Genomic DNA, 18,006 nt, shown 5'->3' with positions numbered 1-18,006 from the left:
AAGTAGACGCAGGTATATTATTTTACGCAAACATACTCTACACCCGCGAAGTTGGTGAGATCACCTTTTTCTCCATTGTTACGGTATAAATCAATTGCTTTACTGTTCCAATAATCTGAGACCCTCAGCCAGGCATTCGTATATTCACTTGATACTTTTTTATCGCGGAAGTCGCCACCATTTTGGAGGAAGGCTAATCCTTCTTTTGAACTAAGTACATGTCCTTGACCATAAATATTACAGTAGTTCTGTGCAGTACTTAAATTATCGGTATTGTGATCGCTAACCATTGACCAGTAATAAACGCCATTCAGTTTAAATACGGTACGAATAATAACGTCACGAGTTTGATTATTCACGCTTGTACTGGCGCTTATCGTCGCTGTGATATTACTCTGCTCCGTATAGTCCATCCCATTCAGCGTTATTTCGGCTTTACCTGAATCATCCGTATTAGAAACTGGCGCGCTCAATGTAGAAAGCGTGGTTGTCCATTGCACAGGATAATTGGCGACTTTATTACCGTTTGCATCTTCAACGATTGCCGTCAGGATGGCGGTATCGTGGCTGTTGCCGGTAATTTTCACTTTATTACTGGTGAGGGTTTTGATCTGGGCCGTCGTCACATCAGCGGTGAAAGCCACGTTCGCCGCATTCACATTGTTTCCACCACTCAGAGCAGCATTCAGGATGGCATCACCTGACACTTTACTACTCAGTTGAATAGTGGCTTCGCCTGCTCCGTTTGTGTTGCTGCTGGTTGCACTCAGATCGCCACGATTGGTCTTCCAGTTTACCTTAATGTTTGGCAGCGGATTGCCGTGAGCATCTTTAACCTGTGCGGTGTAGGTAACCGCTTCAGTACCATTCGCAATCACGGTCGTTTTGTCAGCTTTCACCTCGCTATCCAGAGCGGCCGTACTGTTATCGGCAATAAAGGTCACCGCAGTTGCAGGAGTGGCGGCACCCTTGTTAACGGCGGCGCTTACCACGGCCGTGCCTGCTAAGGTACTCGAAAGCTGGATGGTTGCCTTGCCTGCCTGATCGGTATTACTGCTATTGCTTTTCAGATCGCCATGATCGCTGGTCCAGCTAACGGCGATGCCCTGAACAGGGTTGCCGTGTGCATCTTCGACCTGCGCCGTATAGGTAACGGCTTCATTGCCATTGGCAATAGCACTGCTCTTATCGGCCTGAAGGTTGCCGCTACCAATTGTGGCACTAGCCTGATCGGCTGAGAAGCTCACGGCTTGCGCATTTATCGCCGCTTTATTGTTAACCGTTGCGCTAACGATGGCATCACCGGCGGCGGTACTGCTCAGATGGACTTCGGCTTTACCTGCATTATCCGTCGTGCTGCTGGACACATTGAGGTTACCGCGATCGCTACTCCAGCTAACCGCCATACCGACGACAGGATTACCTTGAGCATCTTTAACGAGCGCACTGTACGTGATGGCATCGCTGCCATTGGCCACTGCGTTCGTTTTGTCTGCTGTCAGGTCGTTGGTACCGATGCTAGCGCTGCTGCTATCGGCGATAAAGGTAACGATAGGTGCGTTTGTGACGGCACCATTATTTACCGATGCGCTGATGGTGGCCGTTCCAGCTCGTGTGCTGCTCAGCGTCACGCTGGTGCTGCCATCCTTATCCGTTACCGTGCTGTTTTTATCCAGATTGCCGCGATCGTTCGCCCAGCTGATAGTGGCGCCTGTGACTGGGTTGCCATGCGCATCTTTGACTTGTGCAGTATAAGTAACGGTATCGATGCCATTCGCCAGGGCGCTGGTTTTACTGGCTTTAAGGTCATCTTTCCCCAGTTGGGCGCTTGAACTGTCGGCGACAAAAATAACCGAGGTTGCTTTGACTTCTGCTGCGCCATTAACCGAAGCGGCGAGCGTAGCCAACCCTGCCTGGGTGCTGGTCAGATTTACAGTGGCTTTACCATTGGCATCAGTACTGCTGTCAGCGCTACTTAGTTTGCCTAAATCCGTCGTCCATTTGACGTTAGCTGCGGGAATTGGGTTGCCATTGGCATCTTTCACCAGCGCGGTATAAATAATCGGGCTAGCACCATTTGCGGGCGCATCGTTACGATCGTGAGTGAGATCGCCCTGATCGATGACGGCAGAAGAATTGTCTGCAATGAAGCGACTTTCGACCTGGGTACTCCCGCCATTGGCGGTTTTGGCCATGACCGTTACCGTTTCAGCGACGGTATTAGTAAACAGTAGGTTGGCATAACCTTGATTATCACTGATAACGTTTAAACTTGCGCTGTTCACAACCTGTGCGGAGCCGCTCAGGCTAAAGGTGACGTTGATTCCCGCTACTGGGTTTCCGCTGGCATCCGTTACGCGCGCACGTACTCGATTCTCGCTTTTACCATTCGCAATAGTTGCGTCCTGCTCTAACTTGAGATCGCCGTCCTGAACGACCGCTGAATCGGCATCACTGATTTGCTGTATGGAAAGAGCAGGTAATGCCTGGGCGTTCACCGTGGTAGCAATATTTAAGGTTGCCACGCGCGTTCCTGCGGTTATCAACGCAATATAGCTGCCATCAGTTTGTTCACTGATTTCTCCAATTGAGGCAGGTACTGCAGGAACCTGTACAGCCTGTGTTTTAATACGGCTGGTTTTCGCAGTGGAAATATCTTCTTTGAGCGCGACTTTAATATCTGCCGCCATTCCCCGAATAGGTTGCGAACTATCATCAATGAGTTTAATCACCAGCTGCGTAGTGGCGCTGCCATTGGCGATAATGGAATTCGCAGCGCTGCCCACGCTACTGTTTTTCATACTCAACGCAGGCGGAGTGACTTTAATCGTGGTATATGCGGCTTTAGAAACATTACCGCGTGTATCGTGAGCAATACCGCTAAACGCATAGCTGTTGGCACTACCGGCAAGATATTTCGGTAAGGCCAGCTGATAACTGCCGTTACCTTGATCGATGACTTTGCCGCCTGCCGCTACGAGCGCGGCGTCATTCCATACAACGTTGGAAAAACCATATTTACCCTGTGTTTTATAAACGAGTGGAATAACTTTGCTGCTTTCACCGGTAATTTCAGCCGACATGAATAAATCAATTAGCTGTTGTTTGCGATACTCAAGCACAATGTTGTTATTACGCTCAACCAGATCCATTGCACTGCCAGCCAGCGTGCGTTTATCACCCACCCGAGTGGGATCAATCTGTGAAGCCAGAGATTGGCCAAGCTGCCAGGACAATTGCAATCCGAATGCCGTCTCACTATTTTGACCGCCTTTTTTATGATCGGCAGTGAAAGAGATGAGGGGAATCGGCGTCCAGCTCAATCCTGCGGTAACAGCATCCGGGTTACGCTGACGCTTATCTTTACCGAACAGTGCGACTTCATCGCCATAATACTTCTCATACATCATACGCCCGCCAAGCGCGGGATAGGCAGGGAGCCAGGCTTCAGCACGCAGATCAAAACCGTTAGCCGGGCGCGCATCATAATCGGTAACATCGCCGGAATTACGCCAGTCAGAAAGACGCCAATAACCGTTACCCGAGAGTTTGACGTAATCGCGCCACGCTTCCACGCCGGTGCCCAATCGTTTATGGCCACGGCTGATATTCTGATCGTAGAAAGCGTTATAGCCGAACATCCATTCATCCACAAAATGACGCATGCCTAGCCCCATATTGCCGGTTAACTCACCGTCAACCTGGCGAAAACCTCCTTGGGTGAAGAACAGGTGTTCGTTGCTTTTATCCAGCGGCAGCAAGAGGTCCACGGCCCCACTGCGAGGCGTAAAATGCTGATTGGCGTTTAATTCAATGCGTGCGGTGCCAAAATTCTGCAACCACTGTTGCAGCTGCTGCGTCATCAGGCTGGATGCCTGTTGCGTGGCCAATCCATTAAAGTTGCCGGATTGCGCAGCCTGACCGAGGGTATTCAGCTGTCCCGCTGCGGCATTCAGTGGTGAATCATCTGCAGATAAGGGTTTTTCAGCTCTTGCGCTATTAATCCAGAGGGGAGAAATCGACATGCCGATTTGCACGGCGATTTGTAAATAAGCCAGAGGTTTAAGCCAGCCTTTCGTGGCTTTTTTTCTAATCGTATCCATGATGAGAACCTGGTATCCAAAAAATAAGAAGTGAAGGGAATTTCCAGGCGAGAGTTTAAGAGTGATGAACAAGGGCTCTTGTAAAGACATGTCTTGAAAATTTGGCAGAGAGGATGAAGTAGAGGCAGGTTATTACTTAACAATGCGCAATAAATTGCGCCGCTACGGTATGTGCACACAGTTATAGCGGCGCGGTTCTGGTTGGCTGTACATGCGCGATAATGCGGCGGCATCTTCGGGAATAGCATGGCGAATGACGATCTGACTCATCGAGCGGCTCCTTGTGCAAAATGGTTAAAGTCCCCTTTAACATCAAGGGATTATCAATCAACGTCAATGCAAAATAATTCGCGAAAGGGGTTTACAGACGCGAATGATAATGATTATTATTGCCATGCGAGCTCGGAAACGTCTCCTGACATCTGGGTAAGCACGACATTGCTCACATTGCTTCCAAGTATTATTTAGCCAGCTCGGGTGCTGGCTTTTTTTTGCCTGCGATTTCCCTTCTTCATCTACCCAGTCCATCTCGCCAGATGTTATTCATGATTTTTGAACAGAGGCGTGAAGTTTTTCAGCTATCAATCAACTCATCTCAAGTCCAGACTGTAAAAAACATTGAGGAGAATTGAACATGATTTACGTACGTAAAGCTGAAGAACGCGGTCATGCTAACCACGGGTGGCTCGATAGCTGGCACACTTTTTCCTTTGCCGATTACTATGATGCCAACTTTATGGGCTTCTCCGCCCTGCGTGTGATTAATGAGGACGTGATCGATGGCGGTCAGGGTTTCGGTACGCATCCGCATAAAGATATGGAGATTCTGACGTATGTGCTTTCTGGCACCGTCGAGCATCAGGACAGCATGGGCAACAAAGAGCAGATCCCGGCGGGTGAGTTCCAGATCATGAGTGCTGGCACGGGCGTGCGTCACTCGGAATACAACGCCAGCGCCACCGATCCGCTGCATCTGTATCAGATCTGGATTATTCCAGAGCGCAAAGGCATTGAACCGCGCTATGCGCAGCGCCGTTTCGCTGATGTGAAAGGCCGCCAGTTTGTGCTGACGCCAGACGAGCGTGATGGATCGCTCAAGGTGTTTCAGGACATGACGCTGTCGCGCTGGGTATTTTCCACAGGCGAAAGCGATGACGTGGCGATTGAAGCGGGCCGCCGCGTGTGGATTCAGGTGGTGAAAGGGAAAATCAGCGTGAATGGCGAGCAGGTAGGCACCAGCGATGCGCTCGCGATCTGGGATGAACATGCGCTGAGCATCAAAGCCGACAGCGATGCTGAAATTCTGCTGTTCGATTTGCCGCCGGTATAAAACCGCGTAATAAATGTATTGATCGCCATTCTTGGCGATCGATACATTTGATGGGGTGCGGATTCGTACGCGCCTGATCGGCGCGGTACGAGGCGTGGAAAATGAAAAATTAATGATAAACTTCATCTATCTCTGATTTCAGGCGCATAAGATGAAGAAGAAAAGACCGGTATTACAGGACGTAGCCGATCGCGTCGGCATCACAAAAATGACCGTCAGCCGCTACCTGCGCAATCCCAATCAGGTCTCTGCGGCGCTACGTGACAAAATCGCCGTGGCGCTGGACGAGCTCGGCTATATCCCCAATCGTGCCCCCGATATGCTCTCGAACGCCACCAGCCGCGCTATTGGCGTGCTGCTGCCTTCCCTGACCAACCAGGTTTTTGCCGATGTGCTGCGCGGTATTGAAGCCGTCACCGACGAAGCGGGTTACCAAACGCTGGTGGCGCACTTTGGTTACAACGCGCAGAAAGAGGAATTACAGCTGCGTTCGCTGCTCGGTTGGAACATCGACGGCGTGATCCTTACCGAACGCACTCACACGCCAGGCACGCTGCGCATGCTGGAAGTGGCTGGCATTCCGGTGATTGAGATGATGGACTCGGTGACGCCATGCCTCGATATGGCGGTGGGCTTCGATAATGTCGAGGCGGCGCGTCAGATGACGCATGCTATTCTGAAAAAAGGCCATCGTCACACCGTGTATCTCGGTGCGCGCCTTGATGAACGTACTTTGCAGAAGCAGCAGGGCTACGAAAAAGCGATGCGTGAAGCGGGACTCACGCCGCATAGCGTGATGATGGAAGATGCCTCGTCATTCAGCGCCGGTGCGCAACTGCTGTGTGAAGCACAAAAACGTTATCCCGAAACCGATAGCCTGTTCTGTACCAACGATGACCTCGCGGTTGGCGCAATGTTTGAGTGCCAGCGGCAGGGTTTGCACGTGCCGCAACAGATGGCGATTGCCGGGTTCCACGGCCACGATATTACGCAAGTGGTAAATCCACGGCTCGCCACGGTGCTGACGCCACGTGAGCGTATGGGGCGAGAATCGGCGGCGATGCTGCTGGCGCGGATTGGCGGCGATCGGACGGTAATGCAACCGCTGGATGTGGGGTTTGAAATTGCCGAAGGTGACAGCATCTGATTTTGGCGATTTTTTGAGTCAGTTCACACTTTCGTGCTTTTCCGCCTGACAAGGGTTGCCAGTCTTTCAGCGGCCTCCGACAATGATGACTGAAATTGTTATCGGTAACATTAGGCGGGTTTCCTGCCGGAGCGCAAAAAAAATGACAACGCCATCTCCATCGCACCACGTCTTTATCCTGATGGGCGTTTCCGGCAGCGGAAAATCTGCCGTCGCCAATCAGGTTTCTCACCAATTAAACACTGCGTTTCTTGATGGAGATTTCCTCCATCCGCGCAGCAACATCATGAAAATGGCCGAAGGCCATCCGCTGGACGATAACGATCGCCAGCCGTGGCTGCAGGCACTGAATGATGCGGCGTTCGCCATGCAGCGCACGCAGGAAATCTCCATTATTGTCTGCTCGGCGCTGAAAAAGTCCTATCGCGACATCCTGCGTCAGGGCAACGAGAACCTGAAGTTTATCTACCTGCAGGGCGACTTCGAAACCATCGAATCACGTTTGAAGGCGCGTAAAGGTCACTTCTTCAAACCGCAGATGCTGGTGACGCAGTTCGCCACGCTGCAGGAACCCGGCGCTGATGAGCCCGATGTACTGGTGGTTGATATCAATCATTCACTGGATGAGGTAGTTGCGGCCACGGTTGCGACCATTGAGGGTGCAATCAACAAGGGTTAGTCATGAGTACCGCAACGCTAGTGTTAACCGCAGCAGGCTCTGTCCTGCTGCTGCTGTTTTTGGTAATGAAAGCGCGTATGCACGCCTTTGTTGCCCTGATGTTAGTCTCTATTGGTGCTGGTCTGTTTTCCGGCATGCCGCTCGATAAAATCGCCGAAACCATGGAAAAAGGCATGGGCGGAACGCTCGGCTTTCTCGCCATTGTGGTGGCGTTGGGTGCGATGTTCGGCAAAATCCTGCATGAAACCGGCGCGGTCGATCAAATTGCCATCCGTATGCTGAAAACCTTTGGTGAAAGCCGCGCGCACTATGCGATGGGCGTTGCCGGGCTGATCTGCGCGCTGCCGCTGTTCTTTGAAGTGGCGGTAGTGTTGCTGATCAGCATTGCATTTGCGGTGGCGCGGCGCACCAAAGGTAATCTGGTGAAACTGGTGATTCCGCTGTTTGCCGGTGTAGCGGCTGCGGCGGCGTTCCTGCTGCCGGGACCGGCGCCAATGCTGCTGGCTTCGCAGATGCACGCCGATTTTGGCTGGATGATTCTGCTCGGCCTGTGCGCGGCGATTCCCGGCATGCTGATTGCTGGTCCGCTGTTTGGTAATTTCATCGCGCGTCATGTCAGCTTTAGCGCACCGCCGGAAGACCATCAGCCGGAAGTGGAAGAGGGCAAGCTGCCGTCGTTTGGCTTTAGCCTGTCGTTAATCCTCTTCCCGCTGCTGCTGGTGGGGCTGAAAACCATCGGTGCCCGCTTTACCACGCCGGGCACGCATTTGTATGAGTGGCTGGAGTTTATCGGCCATCCGTTCACCGCAATCCTGCTGGCTTGTCTGGTGGCGATTTATGGTCTGGCGTACCGTCAGGGCATGGATAAAGAGAAGGTGATGCAGGTGTGCGGCAGTGCGCTGCAGCCGGCGGGGATTATCCTGCTGGTGATCGGAGCAGGCGGCGTGTTTAAGCAGGTGCTGGTGGATTCGGGCGTGGGCCCGGTGCTGGGACACGCGCTGACCGGCGCAGGAATGCCAATTGCGCTGGCGTGCTTCATTCTTTCTGGCGCGATTCGTGTGATTCAGGGATCGGCTACTGTGGCCTGTTTAACCACCGTAGGGTTGGTGATGCCAGTGATTGAGCCGCTGCATTACAGCGGCGCGCAGCTGGCGGCGCTATCGATTTGCATCGGCGGTGGTTCGATCATCATCAGCCACGTTAACGATGCTGGTTTCTGGCTGTTTGGCCGCTTTACCGGCGCGACCGAAGCCGAAACGCTGAAGACCTGGACGCTGATGGAAACCATTCTCGGTACCACCGGCGCGATTGTCGGCATGATTGCGTTTAGTTTGCTGTCTTGATGTAAAACCCGCGCAATAAATTGCGCCGCTACGGAACAATGCAGATATTTGTAGCGGCGCGATTCATCGCGCGTCTTTGAACGTATCAATCCTCATCCCGCTCGTCATCCGGCTGATCTAACACCGTGTACGCCACGGCGCAGAACAGCGAATTCAAACGTTTCATATCGCCTAGCAGCCCAAGATGCAGCGAGCTGGTCTCGATACTTTGCACGTTCTGCATATGCAAACGCTCAACGTGCGCGTGGGAGAAGCGGCGGATCAGAATCCGGAAGCGATGCTTAGAGCGGCGCAGGCGTTTGGCGCTGGTGACGTCGTGTGAAAGGAACACCGACAAACTCAGGCGCAAATTGTAGAGTACCTGCTCCTGCAAGGTTTGCAGCTCCTCCAGTCCTTCCGCTGAAAATGCCCGGCGCGCGGTCAATGATTTGTCCGCCACGTCGGCGCACATACGCTCAATAATATCGCCCGCTTGTTCAAGGTTGAGCGCCATCTCAATAATCTCCGCCCAGCGGCGTGAATCATCCTCAGGCAAATCCTCTTTCGGCATGCGCGCCAGATAAAGTTTGATGGCGGTGTACAGCACATCCACATCATCATCCAGCCGCCGCACCGCGCGTTCTTCGCGCAGGTCGCCGTGTACCACTTTATTAAACGACTCAATCATTTGCTCAACCACATCGCCGATGCGCAGCGTTTCGCGCGAGGCGTTAGCGAGCGCTAACGCAGGCGTATCCAGCGCGCTGCTATCAAGGTGTTTGGGCTTAAGGTGAAGATCATTTTCCGCATCGTCGTCAATCATGCGGCGGCAGAGGCGCGCCATCGGTTCGGCGAACGGCACCATGACTAAGCAGCGAATCAGGTTGTAGAACACGTGGAAAAAGATCACCAGCTCTTCATCATTGACCGGCAATTTATCCAGCACGTCGGCGACAAAATTGACGAACGGCAAAATGGCGATGCTGCCAATCAGCTTAAACAGCAGGCTGCCGAGCGCAACACGCTTGCCTGCCGCATTGGAGCCGCTGGCATTAATCATGGCCAGTAAGCCGCTACCGAGATTGGCGCCAATCACCAGACACAGCGCAACTTTAAATGAGATGACGCCGGTGGCCGTCAGCGTAGCGGTAATCAGTACCGCCGCCAGGCTGGAGTAACTGATAATGGCAAACACCGCGCCAATCAGCGCATCGAGCATCACATCGCCGGTCAGCGTGGAGAACAGCACCTGCACGCCTGCCGCCTGCGTAATGGGTTTGGCGGCGGCGACAATCAGCTGTAGCGCCAGCAAAATCAGGCCCAGGCCAATACTGGCGCGGCCAAGTTGGCCTCCGCGCGTTTGCTTACGACTGAGGAAAAACACCACGCCAAAGAAGATAAACAGCGGCGAAAGCCACGTCAGATCGAAGGTCAGGATGCGCGCCATGATGGCGGTACCGACATCCGCGCCCAGTACCACCACCAGCGCCGGCGTCAGGCCCACCAGATTCTGTGCAACAAACGATGTGACGAGTAGTGTCGTGGCGTTGCTGCTTTGAACTAATGCGGTGACGCCAATCCCGGCAAGAAACGCCATCGGTTTTTTTTCGACGCTGCGGCTGAGCACGCGGCGCAGATCGGCACCGTACACGCGCATGATGCCGGTGCGCACAATGTGCGTACCCCATACCAGCAGCGCAACGGCAGAGAGAAGATTAAGCAGAGTTAACACGTATAGAGGCTCCTCATCCGTCAGGCTTAAACAGTACCGATTGCCAGCCTGACGGTGAGCACAACCGGTAAATCCTTCGCCGCGTTGCGTTGCCCATTTTTTCGTTTAAATTAAGCGACCTGGCGCAACGTCGACATCTCTAACTGTAGCCCAATCTGCATGCCAGCGGGATGCAAATCTGCCACGCTGCGGTTCAGCACATCGATGGAAAGCTCAATATTTTGCGCGCGCACGCGATAGCGAATCACATTGCCGAGCAGGCTGTGGCTGAGGATAGTGGCGGGAATACCTGCCTGCGGTGCGCACAGTTGGATCGACTCGGGACGAATTGCCACCTGGCCGCTAAAAGCCTGACCCGTCAGCTGCGTCGCCTCTTCAGCGCTTAACAAATTGAAGTTGCCCATAAACCCTGCGGCGAACAGATCGGCCGGTTGGGTATACAGCATTTCAGCGTTGCCGTTCTGCACGATTTTTCCGCGGTTCATTAATACGATGCGGTCCGAAAGCGTCAGCGCTTCTTCCTGATCGTGGGTTACAAAAATGGTGGTGAGTTTCAGCTCGCGCTGAATATTGCGGATCTGCTCGCGCAGATGGCGACGGATGCGCGCATCCAGCGCCGACAGCGGCTCATCCAGCAGCAGTAAGCGCGGACGCGTCACCAGTGAACGCGCCAGCGCCACGCGCTGACACTGCCCACCGGAGAGCTGATGCGGATAGCGGCGGGCGAAGTCGGTGAGCTCAACCAGCGCCAGCACCTCCATCACACGTTTTTGAATATCGCTGCTGGGAAGCTTCTGCATCTTCAGGCCAAACGCCACGTTCTTCTCCACCGTCATATTCGGAAATAGCGCGTAGCTCTGAAAGACCATGCCGATGGTGCGCTTCTGCGGCGGCAGCGGCACCAGATCCTGACCCTGCAGCAGCACTTTGCCGCTATCAACGTCGGTTAATCCCGCGATGCAGCGCAGCAGGGTGGATTTGCCGCAGCCGCTGGGGCCGAGCAGGGTGACAAACTCGCCCTCTTCGGCGCTGAAATCGATATTTTCAAAAATAGAGGTTGGGCCGTAGCTTTTGTTCAACTGGGTGACGTTCAGGTAACTCATGGTTAGCCTCGTTCAGGATTGAGGGCATTCGCCAGCCAGGTGACCAGCAGGACGACGGCAAAATAGGAAATCACCAGCGCGCTGGTGAAGTGGCCGCTGCCGTTGCGCATATTGAAAAGATAAACCTGCAGGGTTTCATAGCGGGTACCGACCAGCATGTTAGCGAAGACAAATTCACCGATCAGGAAAGAGAAGGAGAGCAGCACCGCAATAAACACCCCTTTGCGCAGGTTTGGCAGCACCACAAATAGCGCGGCTTGCCAGGTGCTGGCGCCGAGTAGTTGCGCGGCATCAATCAGCTCTTTCAGGTTGATCGCCTGCATATTGTTAGAGATGGCGCGATAGATAAACGGCAGCGCGATGGTGAAGTAGCAGCCAATCAGAATCCACGGCGTGCCGGTGAGCATCAATGGCGACGAGGAATAGAGCTGCAGCAGACCAACGGATGAAACCACCGGCGGCACGGCGAACGGCATCAGAATCAGCACGTTCATTAGCGCATCCAGCTTTGGATAATAGTAAGCAATTACAAACATGGCAGGCAGCACCAGCACCAGCGAGAACAGCAGTGCGCCGAAGCAAACCAGCAGCGAATGACCCAGCGCCGTTAGAAAACGCGGATCGCTCCATAGCGCAGTCAGCCATTTAAGCGTGAAGCCCTGCGGCAGAATGGTGTCGCTCCAGCTGGTTGAAATGCCATACAGCAGCGTCGCCAGCAGCGGCGCGGCTAAGATGCACAGCAGCAGCCAGACAATCAGGCGATGGTAAAATTTTTCTGCGCGAGACACGTGTGGCTCCTTAAGACGCTTTGGCGTTGAGATAGCTGCGGCGCACCAGATACTGCTGCACCACGGTGATCAGCGCCATGATCAGCACCAGCAGCATTGCCAGCGCGCCACCGGTATTGGGATCAAGCGAGATATCACCGGATACCAGCGCGGCAATGCGCACCGGCACCACGTTAAAGTTACCGGTGGTCAGTGCGTAAATGGTGGCGTAAGCGCCGAGCGCGTTAGCCAGCAAAATCACGAAGGTGCCGAGCAGCGCCGGGAACAGAATGGGTAAACCAATGTGCCACCAATAGCGCCAACGGCCCGCTCCCAACAGCGCGGCGGACTCTTGCCAGTCACGGCGCAGGCCATCAAAAGCCGGATAGAGCAGCAGAATGCCGAGCGGGATCTGGAACCAGGTGTAAACCAGCACCATGCCGTCACGCGAGAACAGCTTAAAGCCCTCCAGCACGCCGTAATGGCGCAGCAGCAGCGTCAGGCAACCGTTCAGCCCCAGCAGAATGACAAAGGCAAATGCCAGAGGAACCCCGGCGAAGTTGCTGGTCATGTTGGTAAATGACATTAAAAAGCGCTGAAATCGCCCACTGCCGAGTTGATGCAGCGAATATCCAGCAATCAGCGAGATCAGCAGACCATAAATGCTTGACCAGATGGAGATATCCAGCGAGAGACGAAACGCCTGTAAATAGAATGGCGAGGTGAGAATGTCGCTGTAATTATCGATGCCCCAACGCTCGTTGATGTCGCTCCAGAAGCTATTAATGGCAATCCATAGCAGCGGGGCGAGCTGAAACGCCACCCAAAACAGTGCAAAGGGCAACAGCAGCAGAGACGCGAGCGTTTTTCCTTTCATTACTGCGGCTCCGCCAGTAAACCATGGCAGATCGGCTTGTCGTGTTCGACGTTAAGTAAGCTGCAGACGATGCCGCACAGCTCGGTTTGCTGAGGCTGAAGATCGGGTTTTAATGAAAAACCGGTCCCAAACACAAACAGCGGTACCTGCGTCTCTTCCGGTAAAATGCCACCGTGCGAGCAGTCATCGTTCATGCCGTGATCGGCGGTGACAATCACCTGATAACCCGCCGCCAGCCAGCCGGGCATCCACTGCGAAAGATAACCATCAGCCATGCGCGCGCGGTTGCGGTACTGCGATGATGACAGGCTGTGCTTGTGCCCGGCATCGTCAATGTTCATGGGGTGGATGAGCAGGAAGTCCGGATCGTGGCGCAGGCGCAGACTTTCTGCATCTTCAAATAGGTGAGAATCCGGGTAACCGTCGTCCCAGTAAAAGTGCCCATACTGAATCGGCAGATCGGGCGCAACCGTGTGTCGGTCGCGCGCTGCGTTGAATGGAGATTGATTATAGAGCTCACTCACCCAGTGATACGCCGCCGCTGCGGTAGTAAGGCCAGCAGCTCGTGCGTAATGGAAGATGCTGCGTTGATTACTCAGACGGCTGACGCCGTTATGAATAATGCCGCTGCGCACTGGCGGAATGCCGGTAAGAATGCATTCGTACAGCGGGCGTGACAGCGAAGGCAGTTCGCAGGTCAGCGTATAATACTGGCCGTTGCCCTGCGCGCATTCCGCAAACAGATAGCCCATCGCGTGCTGCGCCACCTGATTACTCAGGCCATCCAACACCACCAGGATTGTTTTCATCCTTTCTCCTTTATGACAATCGTTAATCCAGGTGCGCATAAATGCGCACCCTACAAAACGCGTAGGGTCGCCATTTATGGCGACTTCTCCCCAGGAGCGCATAAATGCGCACCCTACAAAACCCGTAGGGTCGCCATTTATGGCGACCACACCTGAGAACGTTATTGCTTCATATTAATGATGACGTTCTCTTGCCACAGGCGCGGCAGCATTTTCGACGTCTTATCCCATGCGGCCTGATCTTTGATCGGACGGGCATTTTTATACTCAGACTGCGGCAGCAGTTTGGCCTGCACGTCAGCTGGCAGGGTTAAATGCTCGGCACGAATCGGACGCGCATAGCCTTTCGCCAGGTTGATCTGACCTTCATCAGACAAGATATATTCGCGCGCCAGCTTGGCGGCGTTTGGATGCTTAGCGTATTTGTTGATGATGGTGGTGTAGCCAGAGGTGACGGAACCATCGGATGGAATCACCACTTCGTAGCGATTTTTATCGATCTGATCGCGGTAGTTCAGGCCGTTAAAGTCCCACACTACAGCCACCTGGATTTCACCTTTCTCGATGTTGGCAATCACCGGATCGGTCACGCCAAGGCGACCCTCTTTCGCCAGGTCGCCGAAGAAGCTCAGCGCCGGTTTCACGTTCTTCTCGTCACCGCCCAGGGCATAGCTGGCGGCCAGTACGCCGTTAGCTGCCTGAGCCGCAGTGCCGACATCGCCGATAGTGACCACATACTTACCTTTCTTCAGATCGGCCCAGCTGTGCGGCACGTCCTTCACCTGCTGCTTATCCACCAGGAACGCGATGGTGCCGGTATACGCCAGCATCCAGTTGCCATCCTGATCTTTTGCCCAGCTCGGGATTTGATCCCAATGCGTTGGCTTGTATGGCTGTGCTACGCCTTTCGTCACGGCAATTGGACCGAATGCGGCACCCACATCACCGATATCGGCGCTGGCGTTCTCTTTCTCTGCCGCAAATTTTGCCAGCTCCTGTGCAGAGGACATGTCCGTGTCACTGTGCTTCAGGCCGTATTTGCTGTTGAGATCACTCCAGGTATCTTTCCAGTTTGCCCAGCTGTCTGGCATGCCGACGCTGTTGACCTGGCCTTCCGCGCGCGCCGCTTTTTCCAGCGCGGCGAGGTCATTATCTGCGGCGTGCGCGGCAGGCAGCGCAAGCAGTACGGCACTGGCTACTACAGAGGCGATTAACGCTTTCATCTCGATTGCTCCCGGTATATGTTGTGGGACTTCTTGGTCTAGTCCAGCAAGAACCGAGCCAATGTAGCCCGAGTAGATGAAGGTTTTATGACCATGGTGGTGAAATGTGGTGTGGCGCGACGATCCACATGCGGTTACAGCGCGCTAAAGCGTGGGTTGTTCCTTGTCACATTGTAGTCATCGAACTGTCATAGTGCAGATTTGCCCCAAAATGAGGCTAAAAAATGTTGTCTAAAACGGCAGATGTGATTGCGGCAGGGCTGCGGGAACGTATTGAAAACGGTGAATTTGCCAGCGGTCGTTTGCCTGCGGAACGCGCCCTAAGTGAACACTATTCCACCACCCGCATCACGCTGCGTGAGGCGCTCGGTTTGCTGGAAGCGCAGGGTATTATCTTTCGTGAACTGCGTCGCGGCTGGTTCATCGCACCACCGCGTCTGGTTTACAATCCATCGCATCACAGCCACTTTCATGCCATGGCTGCTGAGCAAGGGCGCGTGGCCAGTACCGAAGTGCTTGAAGCCAGTGAAGTGCCCGCACAGCTAGCGATTGCGCGTCATTTACAGTTGCTGGAAGGCGATAAGGTTTATCGCGTTCGGCGCTTACGGCGTATCGACGGACGCGCAGTATTGTATGTTGAGCATTACCTCAACCCAGCCTTTTTCCCGGGGTTAATGGCAGAGGACCTCACGCGATCGCTTACCGATCTCTACGATCAGCGTTACGGCATTCGCTATGGCGGCGCGCGTTTTACCATTTTGCCTGGGCCGCTTCCGGCACGTGCCGCTCCTGCCCTGAATGTGGCCAGCGGCACGCCGGGCTTGCTGATCACTCGCATCAACCGCGATCAACACAAGCGCGTCATTGATTGTGACTGCGAGTTCTGGCGCTACGACGCGCTCTGCGTGGATGTCGAAGTATAAATATTGTGATTTTGATCACACTACAGCATGATAGCGCCAACCAGTTCAGCGGAGACTAAGGCGCAAAAATGACAACAAAATCAGGCGTGGGGCAATATATTTCATTGCTGCTGCAGTGGGTGCTCAATATTGGACTGATCATCCTTGCCATAATCCTCGTGGTGTTTCTCGGCAAAGAAACCATTCATCTGGCCAATGTGCTCTTTAGCACCGGTGAGCAGACGTCTTCCTATCTGCTGATTGAAGGCATCGTTATCTATTTCCTCTATTTTGAATTTATCGCGTTGATTGTGAAATACTTTCAGTCGGGATATCACTTCCCGCTGCGCTATTTCATCTACATTGGTATTACGGCGATTATTCGCCTGATCATCGTCGACCATAAAAACCCCTTCGATACGCTATATTACTCAGCTGCGATCCTGATCCTGGTGGTAACGCTGTGGCTGGCGAACAGTAACCGGCTGAAGCGTGAGTAATTAATATTCTTTCAATGACGTGGCACAACGAGCCGTGCCACGCATTCTGCTCTGCGCTAAACTAGGGCAACTTTTTTTCTGGAGATGCCCTGATGTCGCATGAAGCGCTGCGCCAGTTACGCGCACTGCACTGGCTACCAGCCTCTTCCCCGCTGCTTTCTGCCCCGCTAATTGACTGGTTGATGGAAGAGGATTCCATGACTCGTCGCTTCGAACAGCATTGCCGCCAGGTGACCGTTGAACTCATCCGCGAAGACTTTATTGGCATAGATGAAGTGACGGATGAAGCCGCGTTTTTGCCGGCAGACCAACGGTTCTGGCTACGCGAAATCGTGCTGTGCGGCGATGGCGAACCCTGGTTGATAGGCCGAACCGTGGTACCGGAAAGCACCCTGAACGGTCCGGAGCTGATGCTGCAACAGCTGGGTACGCGTCCTCTTGGCCGCTACCTGTTTTCTTCTTCTACCTTGAGCCGCGATTTTATCGATGCAGGCCAGGTGGGTGATCTGTGGGGACGGCGTTCCCGCCTGCGTTTATCAGGCAAACCGCTGCTGCTTACTGAACTGTTTTTACCTGCGTCGCCGCTGTATCGCGCGCTGGACCAAGGATAAATGACCGTGCAAAACACTCTTCCCATGACCAAATGGCAGGCTTACCGCCGGCTGATGCGTATCGATAAACCGATCGGCACCGTTTTACTGTTGTGGCCGACGATGTGGGCGCTGTGGCTTTCCGGCATGGCGATTCCGCCGCTGCCGGTGCTGCTGGTATTTGTCCTCGGCGTTATTGTGATGCGTGCAGCGGGCTGCGTGATCAACGATTACGCTGACCGCAAAATCGATGGTCATGTTAAGCGTACCGCTTCACGTCCACTGGCCAGCGGTGCGGTGACGGAGAAGGAGGCCAAACTGCTGTTTGCCGGCCTGGGAATTCTGGCATTTATGCTGGTGTTGACCATGAACACCATGACCATTTTGCTCTCCTTTGGCGGCCTGGCGCTGGCATGGGTGTATCCGTTTATGAAGCGCTACACGCATCTGCCGCAGGTGGTGCTGGGCGCGGCGTTTGGCTGGGCGATTCCGATGGGATGGGCCGCAGTTAGTGAGTCCTTACCTTTGGTTTGCTGGTTAGTATTCCTGGCGAATATCTGCTGGACGGTGGCCTATGACACGCAATATGCGATGGTTGACCGCGATGACGATGTGAAGATTGGCGTGAAGTCGACGGCCATTTTGTTTGGTCGTTACGACAAGCTGATTATCGGTCTGCTGCAGCTGGCGACGCTCGCCCTGATGGCGTTGGTCGGAATGATGCTCCATTTGAACGGCGCGTTTTATTGGTCGCTGTTACTCGCCGCGGGACTGTTTGTGCATCAGCAGAAGCTGATTGCTCAGCGCGAGCGCGATGCCTGCTTCCAGGCGTTTCTGAATAACAACTATGTGGGCATGGTGTTATTTATCGGCATCTTGCTCAGCACCGTGCCGTTCGCCGATTTGCTGTAAACAAAAAAGG

At 53.9% G+C, this 18,006-nt stretch carries 15 protein-coding genes; 8 read left to right on the top strand and 7 right to left on the bottom strand.

Translation table 11 applies throughout. The annotated features are described in order from the left end of the window. Positions 1–17 precede the first annotated feature (17 nt). Complete coding sequence (locus tag ACIP6T_RS17035; protein WP_400458169.1) at positions 18–4,103, bottom strand: Ig-like domain-containing protein; 4,086 nt, start codon at positions 4,101–4,103, stop codon at positions 18–20. A gap of 634 nt (positions 4,104–4,737) precedes the next feature. On the opposite strand from ACIP6T_RS17035, the gene ACIP6T_RS17030 reads away from it, so the two are divergent. The 4 genes from ACIP6T_RS17030 to gntU all read left to right on the top strand — a co-directional run bounded on the left by ACIP6T_RS17030 (position 4,738) and on the right by gntU (position 8,602). Continuing rightward, positions 4,738–5,433 (top strand): pirin family protein, encoded by a 696-nt coding sequence (locus ACIP6T_RS17030; RefSeq protein ID WP_097095244.1) that lies wholly within the window; start codon positions 4,738–4,740, stop codon positions 5,431–5,433. A gap of 151 nt (positions 5,434–5,584) precedes the next feature. After that, positions 5,585–6,580 carry a gluconate operon transcriptional repressor GntR gene (gene gntR / locus ACIP6T_RS17025; RefSeq protein ID WP_097095243.1) on the top strand — a complete coding sequence of 332 codons (996 nt, stop codon included), beginning with the start codon at positions 5,585–5,587 and terminating at the stop codon, positions 6,578–6,580. Positions 6,581–6,722: 142 nt separating this feature from the next. Beyond that, entirely contained in the window at positions 6,723–7,259 is a 537-nt protein-coding gene (gntK, locus tag ACIP6T_RS17020; protein ID WP_097095242.1) for a gluconokinase, read from the top strand. Between the two features lie 2 nt (positions 7,260–7,261). Further along, complete coding sequence (gene gntU, locus ACIP6T_RS17015; RefSeq protein ID WP_097095241.1) at positions 7,262–8,602, top strand: gluconate transporter; 1,341 nt, start codon at positions 7,262–7,264, stop codon at positions 8,600–8,602. 85 nt (positions 8,603–8,687) lie between these two features. Here the strand turns inward: gntU and ACIP6T_RS17010 are convergent, their stop codons facing one another. The 6 genes from ACIP6T_RS17010 to ACIP6T_RS16985 form a co-directional block, all read right to left on the bottom strand. Then, the gene (locus ACIP6T_RS17010; RefSeq protein ID WP_400458168.1) at positions 8,688–10,313 is read right to left on the bottom strand and encodes a Na/Pi cotransporter family protein; all 1,626 of its coding nucleotides are present in this window, start codon (positions 10,311–10,313) and stop codon (positions 8,688–8,690) included. A 110-nt stretch (positions 10,314–10,423) separates the two neighbouring features. Continuing rightward, on the bottom strand, positions 10,424–11,416 hold the full coding sequence (locus tag ACIP6T_RS17005; protein WP_097095239.1) for an ABC transporter ATP-binding protein: 993 nt from the start codon (positions 11,414–11,416) through the stop codon (positions 10,424–10,426). 2 nt (positions 11,417–11,418) lie between these two features. Further along, entirely contained in the window at positions 11,419–12,204 is a 786-nt protein-coding gene (locus ACIP6T_RS17000) for an ABC transporter permease (protein ID WP_097095238.1), read from the bottom strand. Between the two features lie 10 nt (positions 12,205–12,214). Beyond that, positions 12,215–13,060: an ABC transporter permease subunit gene (locus ACIP6T_RS16995; RefSeq protein WP_345827433.1), complete on the bottom strand. Its 846-nt coding sequence runs from the start codon at positions 13,058–13,060 to the stop codon at positions 12,215–12,217. Next, complete coding sequence (locus ACIP6T_RS16990) at positions 13,060–13,869, bottom strand: alkaline phosphatase family protein (protein ID WP_400458167.1); 810 nt, start codon at positions 13,867–13,869, stop codon at positions 13,060–13,062. Before ACIP6T_RS16990 ends, ACIP6T_RS16995 begins: the two co-directional genes overlap by 1 nt. A gap of 161 nt (positions 13,870–14,030) precedes the next feature. Further along, positions 14,031–15,092, bottom strand: coding sequence for an ABC transporter substrate-binding protein (locus ACIP6T_RS16985; RefSeq protein ID WP_345827432.1), 1,062 nt, complete (start codon positions 15,090–15,092; stop codon positions 14,031–14,033). A 224-nt stretch (positions 15,093–15,316) separates the two neighbouring features. Between ACIP6T_RS16985 and ACIP6T_RS16980 the strand changes: the two genes are divergently transcribed. The 4 genes from ACIP6T_RS16980 (at position 15,317) to ubiA (ending at position 17,996) form a co-directional block, all read left to right on the top strand. Further along, on the top strand, positions 15,317–16,015 hold the full coding sequence (locus ACIP6T_RS16980) for a UTRA domain-containing protein (RefSeq protein ID WP_345827431.1): 699 nt from the start codon (positions 15,317–15,319) through the stop codon (positions 16,013–16,015). 68 nt (positions 16,016–16,083) lie between these two features. Then, positions 16,084–16,494: a phosphate-starvation-inducible protein PsiE gene (gene psiE / locus ACIP6T_RS16975; RefSeq protein WP_097095233.1), complete on the top strand. Its 411-nt coding sequence runs from the start codon at positions 16,084–16,086 to the stop codon at positions 16,492–16,494. 92 nt (positions 16,495–16,586) lie between these two features. Continuing rightward, on the top strand, positions 16,587–17,105 hold the full coding sequence (ubiC, locus tag ACIP6T_RS16970; RefSeq protein WP_345827430.1) for a chorismate lyase: 519 nt from the start codon (positions 16,587–16,589) through the stop codon (positions 17,103–17,105). Positions 17,106–17,111: 6 nt separating this feature from the next. Further along, positions 17,112–17,996 (top strand): 4-hydroxybenzoate octaprenyltransferase, encoded by an 885-nt coding sequence (gene ubiA, locus ACIP6T_RS16965; RefSeq protein ID WP_345827429.1) that lies wholly within the window; start codon positions 17,112–17,114, stop codon positions 17,994–17,996. The last annotated feature ends 10 nt before the right edge of the window (positions 17,997–18,006 follow it).

Source organism: Pantoea sp. NPDC088449, from assembly GCF_044753225.1.
Taxonomy (GTDB): Bacteria; Pseudomonadota; Gammaproteobacteria; order Enterobacterales; family Enterobacteriaceae; genus Pantoea; species Pantoea floridensis.
The sequence above is the reverse complement of the archived record's forward strand: the minus strand, read 5'-3'. Positions and strand labels throughout refer to the sequence as shown.